Source organism: Leptospira terpstrae serovar Hualin str. LT 11-33 = ATCC 700639 (assembly GCF_000332495.1).
Taxonomy (GTDB): domain Bacteria; phylum Spirochaetota; class Leptospiria; order Leptospirales; family Leptospiraceae; genus Leptospira_A; species Leptospira_A terpstrae.
The window spans coordinates 495,525-510,143 of record NZ_AOGW02000010.1 but is presented as its reverse complement, the minus strand read 5'-3'; the positions used below and the strand labels follow the sequence as shown (position 1 = coordinate 510,143).

13 protein-coding genes, 1 tRNA gene and 1 pseudogene are annotated in these 14,619 nt (G+C 39.3%); 9 read left to right on the top strand and 6 right to left on the bottom strand.

Annotated features, from left to right (window positions below):
* Window positions 1-8 precede the first annotated feature (8 nt).
* Both LEP1GSC203_RS10815 and LEP1GSC203_RS19985 read left to right on the top strand, forming a co-directional pair.
* Window positions 9-81: transfer RNA gene (locus tag LEP1GSC203_RS10815), tRNA-Asn, on the top strand.
* 6 nt (window positions 82-87) lie between these two features.
* Entirely contained in the window at window positions 88-840 is a 753-nt protein-coding gene (locus LEP1GSC203_RS19985) for a L,D-transpeptidase family protein (RefSeq protein WP_002974272.1), read from the top strand.
* Window positions 841-1,023: 183 nt separating this feature from the next.
* Here the strand turns inward: LEP1GSC203_RS19985 and LEP1GSC203_RS10805 are convergent, their stop codons facing one another.
* Complete coding sequence (locus LEP1GSC203_RS10805; protein ID WP_002973868.1) at window positions 1,024-2,490, bottom strand: flavin-containing monooxygenase; 1,467 nt, start codon at window positions 2,488-2,490, stop codon at window positions 1,024-1,026.
* A gap of 367 nt (window positions 2,491-2,857) precedes the next feature.
* Here LEP1GSC203_RS10805 and LEP1GSC203_RS10800 point away from each other — a divergent pair, with 367 nt between their 5' ends.
* From LEP1GSC203_RS10800 to LEP1GSC203_RS10790, 3 genes are all read left to right on the top strand, one after another.
* Window positions 2,858-3,187, top strand: a complete 330-nt coding sequence (locus tag LEP1GSC203_RS10800) for an ArsR/SmtB family transcription factor (protein ID WP_002974301.1) — start codon at window positions 2,858-2,860, stop codon at window positions 3,185-3,187.
* Window positions 3,174-3,665 (top strand): SRPBCC domain-containing protein, encoded by a 492-nt coding sequence (locus LEP1GSC203_RS10795; RefSeq protein ID WP_002974079.1) that lies wholly within the window; start codon window positions 3,174-3,176, stop codon window positions 3,663-3,665. The genes LEP1GSC203_RS10800 and LEP1GSC203_RS10795 overlap by 14 nt, the downstream gene beginning before the upstream one ends.
* Window positions 3,666-3,978: 313 nt before the next feature.
* Window positions 3,979-5,274, top strand: a complete 1,296-nt coding sequence (locus LEP1GSC203_RS10790) for an NHL repeat-containing protein (protein WP_002974482.1) — start codon at window positions 3,979-3,981, stop codon at window positions 5,272-5,274.
* 161 nt (window positions 5,275-5,435) lie between these two features.
* Here LEP1GSC203_RS10790 and LEP1GSC203_RS20145 read toward each other — a convergent pair.
* A pseudogene (locus LEP1GSC203_RS20145) lies at window positions 5,436-5,642 on the bottom strand (IS481 family transposase); the annotation flags it as partial.
* A gap of 312 nt (window positions 5,643-5,954) precedes the next feature.
* Window positions 5,955-6,542 (bottom strand): hypothetical protein, encoded by a 588-nt coding sequence (locus tag LEP1GSC203_RS10780; protein WP_002973866.1) that lies wholly within the window; start codon window positions 6,540-6,542, stop codon window positions 5,955-5,957.
* 215 nt (window positions 6,543-6,757) lie between these two features.
* Between LEP1GSC203_RS10780 and LEP1GSC203_RS10775 the strand changes: the two genes are divergently transcribed.
* Window positions 6,758-7,141 carry a DoxX family membrane protein gene (locus LEP1GSC203_RS10775; RefSeq protein WP_002973737.1) on the top strand — a complete coding sequence of 128 codons (384 nt, stop codon included), beginning with the start codon at window positions 6,758-6,760 and terminating at the stop codon, window positions 7,139-7,141.
* Window positions 7,142-7,201: 60 nt separating this feature from the next.
* Here LEP1GSC203_RS10775 and LEP1GSC203_RS10770 read toward each other — a convergent pair whose 3' ends face one another.
* Together LEP1GSC203_RS10770 and LEP1GSC203_RS10765 are read right to left on the bottom strand one after the other, a co-directional pair.
* Entirely contained in the window at window positions 7,202-9,367 is a 2,166-nt protein-coding gene (locus LEP1GSC203_RS10770) for a SulP family inorganic anion transporter (RefSeq protein ID WP_002974106.1), read from the bottom strand.
* A 114-nt stretch (window positions 9,368-9,481) separates the two neighbouring features.
* Window positions 9,482-9,928 (bottom strand): hypothetical protein, encoded by a 447-nt coding sequence (locus LEP1GSC203_RS10765; RefSeq protein ID WP_002974010.1) that lies wholly within the window; start codon window positions 9,926-9,928, stop codon window positions 9,482-9,484.
* Window positions 9,929-10,187: 259 nt separating this feature from the next.
* On the opposite strand from LEP1GSC203_RS10765, the gene LEP1GSC203_RS10760 reads away from it, so the two are divergent.
* The 3 genes from LEP1GSC203_RS10760 to LEP1GSC203_RS10750 are packed head-to-tail and all read left to right on the top strand — an operon-like array spanning window position 10,188 to window position 13,561.
* Window positions 10,188-10,877: a succinate dehydrogenase cytochrome b subunit gene (locus LEP1GSC203_RS10760; RefSeq protein ID WP_039937754.1), complete on the top strand. Its 690-nt coding sequence runs from the start codon at window positions 10,188-10,190 to the stop codon at window positions 10,875-10,877.
* Between the two features lie 18 nt (window positions 10,878-10,895).
* Window positions 10,896-12,821: a fumarate reductase/succinate dehydrogenase flavoprotein subunit gene (locus tag LEP1GSC203_RS10755; protein WP_002974313.1), complete on the top strand. Its 1,926-nt coding sequence runs from the start codon at window positions 10,896-10,898 to the stop codon at window positions 12,819-12,821.
* Window positions 12,822-12,829: 8 nt separating this feature from the next.
* A complete protein-coding gene (locus tag LEP1GSC203_RS10750) occupies window positions 12,830-13,561 on the top strand; it encodes a succinate dehydrogenase/fumarate reductase iron-sulfur subunit (protein WP_039937910.1) in 732 nt (243 codons plus the stop codon).
* 113 nt (window positions 13,562-13,674) lie between these two features.
* On the opposite strand, the gene LEP1GSC203_RS10745 is transcribed toward LEP1GSC203_RS10750, so the two are convergent.
* The gene (locus tag LEP1GSC203_RS10745; RefSeq protein WP_002974543.1) at window positions 13,675-14,619 is read right to left on the bottom strand and encodes a glycosyltransferase family 2 protein; all 945 of its coding nucleotides are present in this window, start codon (window positions 14,617-14,619) and stop codon (window positions 13,675-13,677) included.

Genomic DNA, 14,619 nt, shown 5'->3' with positions numbered 1-14,619 from the left:
TTCGAGATTCCCCTTTAGCTCAGTCGGTAGAGCAAATGACTGTTAATCATTGGGTCGCTGGTTCGAGCCCAGCAGGGGGAGCAGGTCGTGTCTCCACGAGTTTTGAAGCACCTAAACTCTAAAAATTTCTCTGCAGTTTCTTCCATTTTCCTAGGATTCTCCCTTAAATTCAAGTTGTTTTCCCCATTCTCCTACCGTTTTCCTGCGGTCATCGTCTATTTTTTCTTCCTTTTGCCCTTTTTTTCCCTCCGAACGGAGGAAATAAAAGGGCCACAAAACCTACATTGGAATTCAGAACAAATTCTCTTCATCACAGCCTCTTCCAAAGATAATTTTGGTTATTTGGATTTTTATACAATGCGCCAAGGCGAATGGGTCGCGATTCTTGAAAAAATCCCCGTGCGTTTGGGTCGAAATGGTCTTATTTCTGGAAACGATAAACGAGAAGGGGATGGATTCAGTCCGGCAGGAATTTTTCCGCTCAAAAGGATCGTTGGCAAACAAAAAAAAGAGATTCGAAATTTAGAATACACTCAAATTCGAAAAAATCACCATTGGAGTGATTCTCCTTCTTCCAAAAATTACAATCAATTGATTAGTCGTTCCGAAAAAGGAGCAGTTCCTCTTTGGGAATCTTACATATATGACTTATTTATTGTGATCGAACACAATACAAAGCCAGCAAACCCAGGATTCGGAAGTATGATTTTCATCCATCCTTGGACTGAAGATAAACCAACCTCTGGTTGTGTGGGTGTTTCTAAAGGTGTATTGGAAACAATCCTTCCTTTGTTAGATGGAGATAAAAAGCCATATATTATTTTGGATTTTGTCAATTGATTCAGTTTTTATAGAACTGCAAGGAAAACAAAGAAAATTGAAACTACTAACACCTTTGACATAAATTAAAAATTGAAAGACATCGAATCCAAATTACAGAATTCACAGAAATAGTATCAGGTAAAAAAAACGGTCTCTATAGTTAGAGACCGAAGTGATGTTGTATAGGGTTGTAAACTTGAATCAAAAAGTTTTTATTGCAAAGTCCTTGTAATCGGGTGTTTTCATTTCCTTTTCCCAACGACTCCAAGTATAAGGCCACATCGCAGGATCGCCATCGGGATCCAAATACCAACTTTGACAACCACCAAGCCATACCGTGTGACTCATACCGGCTTTGAGGTAAGCTGCAAATTGTCTTAATGCCTCTTCTGTGGTTTCAATTTCGTCAAATTTCTTTTTTCTCCAATCGTTTATCACTTTCATTACGTATTTAGTTTGCACTTCACTCATGGCAATGACAGAGAAATTTCCAATGGGAGTGTTGGGACCGAGCATTAGAATAAAATTTGGAAAGTGTGGAATGAATAGCGATCGGTAGGCTTGGACTTTCTTTTTCCAAACGGTATCAATAGAAACTCCATTTTTTCCTGTTAGGTTCATTGGTCTCATGAAATTAAATGGATGAAATCCAGTCGCAAGGATTAAAACATCCAATTCATGAAGGGTTCCATCCTTCGTAAGAACTCCCTTTTCCGTAATTTTTTCAATACCATCGGTAACTAAATCTGCATTAGGCTTTTGGATGGCCTCATAGAATGTTGAATTTACAATCACACGTTTGCAACCCACCCGGTAGTTCGGTGTTAGTTTTGCCCGTAACACTGGATCCTTTATCGAATTTCGTAGATTCCGTTTGCAAAGAAAACTCATAAGCAAATGCGGAATTTTTTTACCGATCACTGCTTTAGAAAAAGTTTGTTCTACCGCAAAGGTATACCATTTGTGAAATCGTTTTAAGATATTTGCATCCTTTCTCCAACGTTCTTTTTCCTTTTCGGTGTAATTGGTGTCGGGGATGCGAACGATCCACTGGGGAGTTCTTTGGAATACGGAAACTTTTTCCCCTAATTTTATCATTTCCGGAATGACCTGTGCTGCCGTTGATCCTGTGCCTATGATACCAATTCGTTTTCCTTTTAATTCTACAGTATGATCCCATTCCGCTGTATGAAAGCATTTGCCTTGGAAGGAATCAAGCCCCGGTATATTGGGCCTTGCAGGGTGGTGCAAAATTCCTGTAGCAGAAATTAGAAAATCAGAAATGTATGTTTTACCTAAGTTGGTTTTAGTCGTCCACTTTCCATTCTGATACGATGCTTCGCTCACTGCCTCATTGAAGTGAATTTTTGGAGTCACTTTGTATTTATCGCTAACCATTTTGAAGTAAGTTTGGATTTCATCTCCATGAGCAAAACGGTGGCTCCATTCGGGATTTGGCTCAAAACTATAAGTGTACATATGGGCAGGAATGTCGCAAGCAACACCGGGATAGGTATTTTCTCTCCAAGTTCCGCCTAAGTCACTTTTTTTCTCTAAAATGGTAATGTCTGTGATTCCCGCTTTTTCTAATTCAATCGCAAGTAGGATGCCAGTCATCCCAGCGCCTATGACCACAACAGAAGGATTTCTAAGAAGTGATGTTGTCATCTGTTTCCTCATTTAGTATTTTGTCCGAACCTTGTTATGAGAACATTGTTCCGTAATTCGCAACTGACAGAGAATGACATCGCTTTGGGATTTGTTTGCAATAAAAAAAACATATGTGTGATAAAAAAGGAAATTTGATTTTTAAAATTAGAATCATAGTGATTCTAAAAAATATATTTTGAACAAGGAGAACCTCTGTTCAGAGAGAATCCAACCAACCTGGATAAGTTATGTTTTGTTTTCTTTGGGTGAATGTTTTCCACCTAAGTTGGTTTGGAAAAACAAACAACCTTTGTATTTGTATAAAACATTAGAAAACTGTTAATTAAGTATTGACTTAATTAAGTGGTATCTTTATAAGTATTTCATGAATGCTTTTGCTGCCATCGCAGATGAAACGAGAAGAGATATTGTAAAGCTCGTGGCAAAAAATGGGGAACTAACCTCCACGGAAATTAGCCAAAATTTTCAAATGAGTCCACCGGCGATATCGCAACACCTGAAAGTTCTAAAAGAAGCCAAGGTACTTCATATGAAAAAAGAGGCTCAGAAACGTATCTACAGTTTGGACCAAACTGGAATGAAGGAATTGGAAGATTGGATGATTGAAATCAGAAGTCTATGGATCAAACGTTTAGATAAATTAGATCGATATGTTCTTAAATTAAAAATGGAGAGAACCAATGTTAAAAAATAATACAGAAACAGTAATCGAAAATAACAAGGTTACTTATAAACGTTATTTTGATGTACCAGCGGATTTACTTTTTGAGGTTTGGTCGAGAGGTGAACACCTTACGGAATGGTGGGGACCAGATGGTTTTACATTAACCATCAATAGTTTGGATTTTTCAAACGGTGGTATCTGGGATTTTGTAATGCATGGTCCTGATGGACATAATTACAAAAATAAAATCCAATTTTTAGATATCAATCAACCATATTCTATTACTTACAAACATATCGGCGATGGAGAAGGTGATGCGGATGTGGACTTTCACTCAAAAATCGTTTTTGAAAGTGCAGGGGAAGGAACTAATCTTATCATGGAACAATTATTTTCAAGTAAAGCTGAACTAGAACGAGTGAACGAAAAGTACGGAGCAATCGAAGGTGGAAAACAACATGTGGGAAATCTTGCTAGGTATTTGGATAAAATTTCAAAATCAAACTGAATCTGAAAAAAGTAGAAATCGATTCCTATTTCTTTGAAATAAGAGGAGGAATTTCTGAAATTTCTTAATCCAGTTATGTTTCATCAAATGCGAATGACCCGACCCCGACCTGGAGAAAATGGAAAGGACTATGCCTCCTTCTTGTAATTTCTGAACCTTATTTATTGGTCGACATTCGTTGGCCAAAATTCTAAATTGCCTGAAATGTCTAAAAAACAGGGAAAACCCTAGGAATTGAAATTACGTTTTCCGGGAAACTACTAAGAAGATCCGCCGTTTTGGTAAAAAAGATTGAGCAAAGATTGAAATCAAAATGAATTTCGCCAAACCAAAGTTTCTGCCTCTTTTCCTTTTTCTCAGTTTGATCGATTGTTCTTCTATTGAATGGGGGAATCCTTGTGACCCTGCTAGTTCAAAATATCTGGAATTATTATTTTTAAAGGAATTACTTGGTGACAGTGCTCCGTATTGCGTTGGCCCAACGACAAAAAATATAGCTAGATTCTCTAATTTCCAGCGCGCTGACATAGTAATTGGTCAGCCTGATTTTGAGACTAATTCTTCTACCCCTTTGTCAAGTGCAAGTTTGAACCAACCGGGACCGGTTACTGTCAGTGGTAATCAATTATATATTTCCGATTCCAGAAATCATCGAATTTTGGGTTATCATCAGATTCCTACATTGAATGGGGCCACTGCCGATTTTGTGATCGGACAAACGGATTTTGTTTCTTCCTTAGTGGCAATTCCTCCAACGGCTACCTCCTTTAGATACCAATGGAATGTTGCTTCCTCGAATGATCGGTTATTTGTTGCTGATACCTCTAACAACAGGCATTTGATCTACAATTCTTTACCTACTGTAAACGTAGCGGCTGATCTTGTATTAGGTGTTTCCAATTTTACAACGGTCGGCGCTGGTACCTGCTCCAGTACTGATTTGTCCGGGAGTGAGGGGGTTTCCACTGCTAATGGTAAATTGTTTGTCGCTGATGAAGGCCATCATCGTGTTTTGATTTGGAATACAATTCCAACTTCAAATAATACTCCTGCAGATATTGTTCTGGGCCAGGCTGATTTCACTACATGCAGTCCCAACCGGGGAGGACCCACGCCAACTGCGAATTCTCTATCAACTCCCGGAGGGGTTTGGAGCGATGGGACAAGATTATTTGTTGCGGATTCATATAACGGAAGAGTATTGATTTGGAATTCGATTCCTACGACCAACGGGCAACCAGCGGATCTAGTTTTGGGGCAGTCTTCTATGGAAAGTGCGGTCTCTACTGCAACTGAAGGAGGCTTTTTTGTAGGTGGTGTTTATAATGTATTTTCTAATGGAGCACAGTTGGTTATAGGTGATGGTTATAACCATCGGGTATTAATCTGGAATACGATTCCTACGACTAACGGGCAACCGGCGGACACAGTTTTGGGTCAAAGTAATTTTACAAACAATACTCCCAATGACGATGGACAGACCGGAGTTGCTGGAGTGACCCCAACTGCCAGAACACTTTTTTATCCATATGGCGTCTATATGGTCGGTAAACTATTGTTCGTAAGCGATTTTGATAATAACCGTATTCTCATCTTCAAGGGAAAATAAGTTCGGACTTCAAAGTTCTATTTTTTCGGATACCTCCTATTATGAAGCAACATGTTACTTCCCATAATTAGTATTATGTCACATTACAGGTGATTGAGTGTTGAGTGTACTCGTACATCCTTTACAGTTTTGTCTCAATACATACTTTACATAAAGATGCATTAAAATCCTGATTCAGACGGTAATGAGGATTGCATTGGATTTTTAAAATGCAACAACTTTCCCGTATACAAATCGATCACACCAAGGCTAACTCCATAAAAATGAATCTTTACATGCCTGTCCGAGATTTCCTCTAAACCAACTTCTTCATCTGCTAACGCGGAAGATAGAAAGATCCGATGGCCTTCAATATGAAGATTCCCTATGCATACATTATACCCCGTCACTCTACTGATATTGAATTCATGACAAAGGTCAGTGAGAGACCACCCACCACGTTTCCAAGCGACAACAAATTTCATTCTTTCTTCAAACACGTTTGTCTCCTTCCAAGCCATGACACACTCCTGGTGTGTACATCGTGTTCTGAATCGAAGAATTAAATTCTTGTTTGTAAAGGATGTTGTGAGATCAATTTGTAAGGGATGAAACTAGTACAGACCGTGTTGTATAGAAAGGCACATCGGTAACACTTTAGATCACTCACATGGTTTAAAAACAAATCGGCATTTGGTGGATTACCTCTGAAACATATTCTGACTTTTATAGATAGAGGGAAAATCTTTCAGAGAAACAATCTGTTGTAAACCTTCCTCCACTGCGGATTGGATGCTATTGGCAATTTTTTCTTTTGACTCTGTATCTTCTAAACTGAAAGGAATGGTTCTCGAGGTGATTTGTTCCGAATGTCCCAAAATGCGTTGCGGTTCCCCAGAGGAGCTTATCACCAGAAATTCTACGATGGAAGCAAAAGTGGCATGGTGGAATTTTGTGGTTCCTTCTTCAAATTCTAATGATCTGTCTACTTGTACCTTACGCAAAACAATGGCGCCCGGTTCGAGAGGCTCATTTGATTTGAGAGGAGATAAAGTACTCACTGTGAAAAAACGAGAACTGGTGTTGGAGAAGGATTGGAGTGCAAATTGTCCTATAGAAATTTCTTGGGCTGGACCCACTTTCAATACTTTTGTTTCGAGTTCTTGAGCATATTGAAGTCGTAGTGATTTTCCTGATCTTCCCTGCTCGGGAGATTCCGTTTGGGAGGAAGTGACACAATGGACCAGTAAAAAAATCAAAATAAATACAAATGGAATTCCAAATTTCATAAGTGAGACCTAATCATTAATTCCACCAAACAACGAGTTTATTGCATCGCGAATTGTAAAAATCCCTAATATTTAAGAAAGTGTCCACGCTTTGTTAAATTTAGAATCCTTTGAAAACTAGATGACTTTTTAATGTTTCCGTTCATGATTCATAAAACTAGGGTGATCCTTGGAAAGTCTTAGTATAGAAATAAACTCATCTAAAGGAAAATGGTATGAAAATTGCGTATACAATTGTTAGGATATTGCTTGGAGCATTGTTCTTGTTTTCTTCCGTCGTAATCCTCTTCAATTTGGTTGAACAACCAGAAACGACTGGAAATTTAAAGATATTTAACGATGGAATCAAGGCTTCAGGTTATTTGATGACTTTAATTAAAGTGACAGAGCTTGTAGTTGCAATTGCCTTCCTTACTGGTAGATTTGTTCCTTTGGCTTCCATCGTTATCGCACCAATCGCTATAAATATTTTTCTGGTCCACCTAACGATTGCACCAGAAGGAATCCCTGTGGGTATTTTTGTGGTTGTAGCGAATGCATTTCTTGCTTACGTCAATTGGAACGTATACAAACCATTGTTTGTTCCTGTAAATAAATAAACATGGAAGGGGAGTCCGATTTTTTTATCAAAACTCCCCTCTTTTTTCCTCAAACTTGTTTCAAACCGATTCGAAAAACTGAACCTCTCCAGACGAAGTATCATAGAAACCAGAGACAATTTTAATTTCTTCTGAGCCTACTTTTTCTGAAAGAAAGGGACTGTGCGATAGTATCTCTTGGATAGAATTTTTCACATTTGCTTTTACAACATGATTGAAAATATGTTCATTTTCTTTTTGGATGGGATGGATGATTTTTTCAGATTCATCGATTGCTTTTTGAATTTTGTTAGTAATGCTAGCAATATTTCCTTCCCGAAGTGCATACAGTGCACTCGATACTGCACCACAATTGGAATGTCCTAAAACAACGATTAGTTTTGTTCCAATTTTTGCACAAGACAACTCCAAACTACCAAGGATTTCTTCATTCACAATATTTCCCGCAATACGTATTGAGATGATATCTCCAAGACCTGCATCAAAAATGATTTCAGGACTTGTCCTTGAATCAATACAAGATAGAACTACCGCAATGGGATTTTGACCAAAAGCCGTTGCATTGACTTGGTGTTTGAAATATTTTTCCGACCATTTCCCTTTGACAAACCGTTCATTTCCTCGTTTTAGGAAATCCAAGATTTCGTCTGGAGTCAGTTTTTGTTGAGCTTCCTTATCTAAAATATTTACAAACTGAACCTGATCACTGAGTTCATATGAGTCTTTCAGTCCGATCAAATTCAATTGGATTTTTTTTTCAACAGAAATTACTGTTTTGAATTCTTCCAAGACTTCCAAGATATCATGGTCAATGAAATTACAATTGGATGCATCCACGATGAGTTTTGAATTTTCAGGAATTGCCCATAGTGTGTCCTTGATAGAAGCTTTGTTTAAAAAAGAAACCTGATTTGGCAATTCGATTCGGACAGTTTCTCCAATATTTAAGGTTTCCGTTTCAACGGAGAATGGATTTTTGTAATTATTTTTTAGGATAAAAATAAAACTGATCGAAAGACCAATTAATACACCTGTTAAAAGGTCGGTAAATATAATGGCGAAGATAGTTGCGATGAAAGGTAGGAATTGGTAAATCCCTTTTTTATAAATGGTTAGGTAGAGGTTTAAGTTTGTGAGTTTAAAACCAGTGACAATCAAAATCACAGCTAAAGAAGATAAGGGAATTAAATTTAAGAAGGATCCAAAAAAAAGAACACTAAGGGAAAGTAAAATTCCGTGAAAGATTGTGGAAAATTTAGATTCTGCACCTGCATATATATTTACAGAACTTCGAACAATGACAGAGGTAATGGGAAGACCTCCAATCAAACCAGAAAGAGAGTTTCCTATCCCTTGGGCCACTAGTTCCCTGTTAGGGGAAGCAAGTCGTTTGTGCGGATCAATCCTTTCTACGGCATCCAGATTTAGGAGGGTTTCCAAGGTAGCAAAGGCAGCAATCGTGATGGCAAAATACCAAACCTTAGTTTCTGTGATCGCCGAAAAATTGGGAAAGAAAAACACCGATTCCCAATTTTTGATATTGGGGATGGAAACTAAATGTTTTTGAGAAAGATACCACTCAGGTATATAGTTTTGAAATAGGCCATTCAGAAAGATTCCCAAAAGAATCACAAGGACTGGAGAAGGTAAAAATTTCAAAAGTTTCCATTTGGTTTTGTCATAACCAACTAGCAAAGCTAAAGACGAGACTGCAATCCACACTGCTCCCCAAGAGAAGTATTTGAATAGATTCAATAGTTCAGAAAATGTATTTTCACCATCTTTTTGGAAGAAAATAAAATCTTCTTCTGGATCCACATCAAACCCAACAGCATGCGGAATTTGTTTTAAGATGAGGATGATTCCTATGGATGCGAGTAATCCTTGGATCACGTTAGATGGGATATAGTTTGCAATAAACCCACCGCGTAAAAGTCCAATCAAAATTTGAATACAACCTGCTAATAAAACAGCAAGAAGAAAGGTGCGATAATCACCAAGACCTGCAATGGCAGCTAACACCAAAGTGACAAGGCCTGCTGCGGGTCCACTGACACTAGTATTGGAATGACTAAGGATTCCAACAACAATGCCTCCAATCACTCCAGAGATCACACCGGATAATAATGGAGCACCACTGGCCAACGCCACTCCCAAACATAAAGGAAGAGCGACTAAGAATACGACAAGGCCTGAAGGAATGTCTTGTTTTAATTTAGAAAACATAAATGTCTGGAGATTTTAAAATGTAAGCAAAAGATGTCAACCCGAATGGAATGATTCTAAATTGTTTTCTTTGATTGTCTCAGAAAATAATAGTCTGAAAAAGATTGCCTAAATTCATAACCAAACAGTCACGTCGTCTAAGTCTGATTCACTGATCACGTGTCGAATTTGGTCTTCAGTAGTAAAGGAAATGGATTGGATTTGAATGGAGGACCAAAGATTCGCATACACAAAAGGACCTACATGGCATTTGATGATGACATTTGGTTGGATCGTTTTGTCGATCGAACAAATTAGTTCTGGAGTCTTTTTCTCTTCAGGAATTAAAATTTGTTTTTGTTGGTCTACGGCAAAAAACAGAATTTGAAATTTCGATATGCTAATATTCGTTAGGTTTTCTGTTTTTATGTAAAGTTGCAATTCCTTCGCATTGATTTTATGGCGGGGACGGATTGTAACCAGAATGGGCAATCCCACTTCCTTTAAATAGGCCTTACGACTTTCCGGAAAATTTTCACTTGGTTTTGAACAGAGAAGGAAGGGAATCCAAAAAAGAACCAAAACCGGAACCCTACTCCATCCCCATAGACCTCGGATATTCCTTTTGCGAATTCTTTGCAAGATTTAGCAACTATGGAGGGCTTCAGACTCGGACTCAACTCCTTTTCGTGGCTTCTATCCTTTCCTGTTTCTATTGAGAAACAAACTCAATTTCGTAAGTTTATCTATGGTCAGATTTATGAATTTACGGGAAGTGGAATCCGTCTAAAACTGGACGTAAGAGAAAAAATTTACACCTATACTCTACAGGAGCTTTTCAATGACGTTGAGTCTAGACTTCTTTCGGTCCTCAATTGGAAAGAAGATCATAATGGCCATAACTGGATTTATCTGGTTTGGATTCGTGATCGTTCATATGGTCGGAAACTTACAAGTTTTCCAAGGACCAGAAAAATTAAACACCTACGCAAAGTTTCTTAAGGATTTAGGTCCCCTATTATGGGTGGCAAGAATTGGTTTGATCGTGGCCTTTTTTGGACATGTCTTCACAGCCATTCGCCTAAAATTTGAGAATACAACGGCAAGACCTGTTTCCTATGCAAAAGGATCAACCATCCAAGCCTCTGTTGCTTCGCGCACCATGGCTTATAGTGGACTCCTTCTTCTTACGTTTCTTGTGTACCACCTTGCACATTTTACTTTAGGATTCACTAACCCAGACCATTACTCACACGAATACATTCTCAAAAATGGCGATGTGGTTCATGATGTGTATGCAATGGTCATCCTTGGATTTCAAAATCCAATCATTGCAGGATCCTATATCGTTTTTATGGTTTTCCTTGCTCTTCATTTTTCTCATGCTTTAGGATCAATGTTTCAGACATTGGGAATCCTTGCACCAAAACACAACCCCACCATTCAGAAACTATCCACAGGACTTGGTCTTATCATTTTCTTGGGAAATTGTTCCATGCCGATCTCGATTTTACTCGGGTATGTCCGTTAAGGGTTTTTAGGAGAAGTTATGAAATTAGATGCAAAAATTCCGTCGGGTCCTTTAGAACAGAAATGGGACAAACATAAACAAGACATCAAACTTGTAAACCCGGCAAACAAACGTAAGTATAAAGTCATCATTGTGGGAACTGGTCTTGCCGGTGCTTCTGCTGCTGCAACACTATCAGAACTTGGTTACCAAGTATCTGTTTTTTGTTTCCAAGACAGTCCTAGGCGTGCTCACTCCATTGCTGCCCAAGGTGGTATCAATGCAGCAAAGAATTACCAAAATGACGGTGACTCTGTTTACCGATTGTTCTACGACACTGTAAAAGGTGGTGATTTTCGTGCAAGAGAAGCAAACGTCTATCGTTTGGCTCATGAATCCACGAACATCATCGACCAGTGTGTTGCGCAAGGTGTTCCTTTTGCTCGTGAGTATGGTGGAACTCTTTCTAACCGCTCTTTCGGTGGAGCTCAAGTTTCTCGTACTTTTTATGCCAAAGGTCAAACTGGGCAACAGTTGTTACTCGGTGCCTATTCTGCACTAGAAAAACAAATTTCTCGTGGTGCGGTAAAAATGTACCCAAGAACAGAGATGTTGGAACTAGTTCTCATTGATGGTCATGCCAAAGGAATCGTGGTTCGCGATTTAGTTACCGGTGAGATTTCTTCTCATGCGGGCGACGCAGTGATCCTTGCCTCTGGTGGATACGGAAACGTATTTTACCTATCGACCAACGCAAAAGGTTCTAACGTAACGGCAACTTACAGAGCTTACAAAAAAGGTGCTGGATTTGCAAACCCTTGTTATACGCAAATCCACCCGACTTGTATTCCCCAAGCAGGCGATTACCAATCAAAATTAACTCTTATGTCAGAATCTCTCCGTAACGACGGACGGGTTTGGGTTCCAAAGAAAAAGGATGACCTTCGTGCACCACACGAAATTCCAGAAGAGGAAAGAGACTATTATCTTGAGAGAAAATATCCTTCTTACGGGAACTTAGCACCTCGAGACATCTCTTCTCGTTCTGCAAAAGAAGCTTGTGATAATGGTCTTGGTGTGGGTCCCAAAGTTGGAGACAAACGTCTTGGTGTGTATTTGGATTTTTCTGATTCCATCAAAAGATTAGGGGAACCAGTCGTAGCTGACCGTTACGACAACCTCTTCCAGATGTATGAACGCATTACTGGGGAAAACCCATACAAAGTTCCAATGCGTATTTACCCTGCGGTTCACTATACAATGGGTGGGCTTTGGGTGGATTACAACCTTATGTCAAATGTTCCGGGTCTACATGTTCTTGGGGAAGCAAACTTCTCCGACCATGGTGCCAACCGACTTGGAGCATCTGCCCTTATGCAAGGACTTGCGGATGGTTACTTTGTAATTCCTTATACCATTGGTGATTATTTTGCAAGAGAAGGTCATAAAAATATCTCTACTGACAGACCGGAATTCAAAGAAGCAGAAGCCCGTGTTCGTGAGATGACAAATAAACTCCTAGCAATCAACGGTAAAAAAACACCTGACGATTTCCACAGAGCACTCGGTAAAATCATGTGGGATCAGTGCGGAATGGCTCGTAACGAAAAAGGCCTAAAAGACGCTCTCCAAAGAATTCCTGAACTTCGGGATGAATTCTGGAAAAACGTAAAAGTTGCCGGATCTGGATCTGAACTCAACCAAGAATTGGAAAAAGCGGGTCGCGTTGCCGACTATTTAGAGTTTGGTGAGCTACTTTGTTTAGATGCACTCAAACGAGAAGAATCTTGTGGAGGTCACTTCCGTGAGGAACACCAAACAGAAGATGGAGAAGCAAAACGTAACGATGAAAAATTCTGCCACGTAACAGCTTGGGAATATAAGGGAGAAGGAAAGGCTCCTGAAGAACACCGCGAAAAACTCGAGTATGAAAACATCCACCTGGCCGTAAGGAGCTACAAATAATGGATTCTATGAAGTTACACCTTAAAGTTTGGCGACAAAAAGATAAAAACGATAAAGGTCGTATGGTTAGTTATGAAGCAAACAACATCAGCGAACACATGTCTTTCCTTGAGATGTTGGATGTTGTCAACGACGACTTAATCAAAAAAGGCGATGACCCGATCGCTTTTGACCATGACTGTCGCGAGGGGATTTGTGGGGCTTGTTCTATGGTAATCAACGGGGTTCCTCATGGTCCAGAAAAAGGAACAACCACTTGCCAATTGCATATGCGTAAGTTCAAAGACGGTGACACTGTTTATATCGAACCATGGAGAGCGAAAGCTTTCCCTGTCGCAAAAGACCTAATTGTTGACCGTTCGGCTTTTGATCGTATTATCCAAGCGGGTGGATACGTATCCATCAACACTGGTGGAGCACCAGACGGAAACGCACTGCCCATTCCCAAAGTGGATGCTGACCTTGCAATGGATGCGGCTACTTGTATCGGATGCGGTGCTTGCGTAGCAGCATGTAAAAATGCTTCTGCGATGTTATTTGTATCCGCAAAAGTTTCTCACTTGGCACTCCTTCCGCAAGGGGTTGTCGAGAAAAAAGAGCGAGTACGTAAGATGGTAAAAGCTATGGATAAAGAAGGATTCGGAAATTGTACAAACCAATACGAATGTGAAGCCGCATGTCCGAAAGAAATTTCGGTAAACTTCATTACTCGTTTGAACAGAGAGTATATTTCTAGTTAATTCTTTCTCTAATGTAATGAATGTCACTGAACAAATGTTTTGTGGTGTTTTCGGGAACCCGGTTGGAAATTACCGGGTTTTGTTATTTTTTATGTGATTCTCGAAGGTTTTTTTTAAAAAGATAAATCATCTAACAAAAAAAGTAGGTCTGTTTTTGCTATGGTCTTTTCTGATTGGAAATCTTCCATTAGGTTCTCGATCCATTTCGTTTCTTTTCCTCTTTTGGTTCTCCCCAGTATAATGGTTTCTCCCCGAGATAAAATCGCTTTTTGAACCAGAGTTTTGGATTCAGCAGGTAACTCTTCCCATTTTCCCTTCTGAACGAATTCTTCCCTAGTTAGTAAAAGTGAATACAAACGAAATCTTTCTAACGCCTGATACTGGTTTGAAAGTTGGTCGTCGTGTCCACCATAGCGAACCATTAAATTTTCAGAAAGGAGTCCTATCGAGTGGCCTGTGAGTAGAATTCGATTCCATAAATCATAATCTTCGCATACCGGAAGTTCTGTGCGAAACTGTCCCATTTGATCCAAAGCCTGTTTATTAGAAAAAAAACTAGAACAGGTTACCATACAAAGATCCAATGATTCTTTTAAAAAATTCCCTGAGATTTTTTGATACTTTCCTTTGGGTTCTAATAGATTTCCTTTTTTATTCCAAACTTCTTTGGTTTGGGAGAAAAGAAACTCAGGATAATTCTTATGGAATTCCATTTGTTTGTTTAGTTTTTCTGGAGACCAAGTGTCATCCGAATCTAAAAATGCGATCCATTCCCCTTCTGCTTTTTTGATTCCAAAGTTTCTTGCCTCACTCACTCCCCTATGTTCTGTTTGGTGGACTTGGATGGATTTTTGGTTTCTTCCAAAAGAGGTAAGTTTCCCTTTCCAACCAGGCAATTTTGACAATAGATGCATCCAAGTTCCGTCTCTGGATCCATCATCGATGATATGGAGTTCCCAGTGCGGATAGGTTTGGTTTATAACCGATTCGATAGCACGTTCTACCACCAAACGGCGGTTGAATGTGGGTAGAATGATGGAAATGAGCGGTCGATCCAT

Excerpts from the sequence above, each read along its gene's own strand:
- LEP1GSC203_RS10790 (WP_002974482.1), top strand. The coding sequence starts at position 3,979 with ATGAATTTCGCCAAACCAAAGTTTCTGCCTCTTTTCCTTTTTCTCAGT.
- LEP1GSC203_RS10805 (WP_002973868.1), bottom strand. The coding sequence starts at position 2,490 with ATGACAACATCACTTCTTAGAAATCCTTCTGTTGTGGTCATAGGCGCT.
- LEP1GSC203_RS10750 (WP_039937910.1), top strand. The coding sequence starts at position 12,830 with ATGAAGTTACACCTTAAAGTTTGGCGACAAAAAGATAAAAACGATAAA.
- LEP1GSC203_RS10795 (WP_002974079.1), top strand. The coding sequence starts at position 3,174 with ATGTTAAAAAATAATACAGAAACAGTAATCGAAAATAACAAGGTTACT.
- LEP1GSC203_RS10760 (WP_039937754.1), top strand. The coding sequence starts at position 10,188 with ATGACGTTGAGTCTAGACTTCTTTCGGTCCTCAATTGGAAAGAAGATC.
- LEP1GSC203_RS10800 (WP_002974301.1), top strand. The coding sequence starts at position 2,858 with ATGAATGCTTTTGCTGCCATCGCAGATGAAACGAGAAGAGATATTGTA.
- LEP1GSC203_RS10755 (WP_002974313.1), top strand. The coding sequence starts at position 10,896 with ATGAAATTAGATGCAAAAATTCCGTCGGGTCCTTTAGAACAGAAATGG.
- LEP1GSC203_RS10780 (WP_002973866.1), bottom strand. The coding sequence starts at position 6,542 with ATGAAATTTGGAATTCCATTTGTATTTATTTTGATTTTTTTACTGGTC.
- LEP1GSC203_RS10775 (WP_002973737.1), top strand. The coding sequence starts at position 6,758 with ATGAAAATTGCGTATACAATTGTTAGGATATTGCTTGGAGCATTGTTC.
- LEP1GSC203_RS10745 (WP_002974543.1), bottom strand. The coding sequence starts at position 14,619 with ATGGATCGACCGCTCATTTCCATCATTCTACCCACATTCAACCGCCGT.
- LEP1GSC203_RS10770 (WP_002974106.1), bottom strand. The coding sequence starts at position 9,367 with ATGTTTTCTAAATTAAAACAAGACATTCCTTCAGGCCTTGTCGTATTC.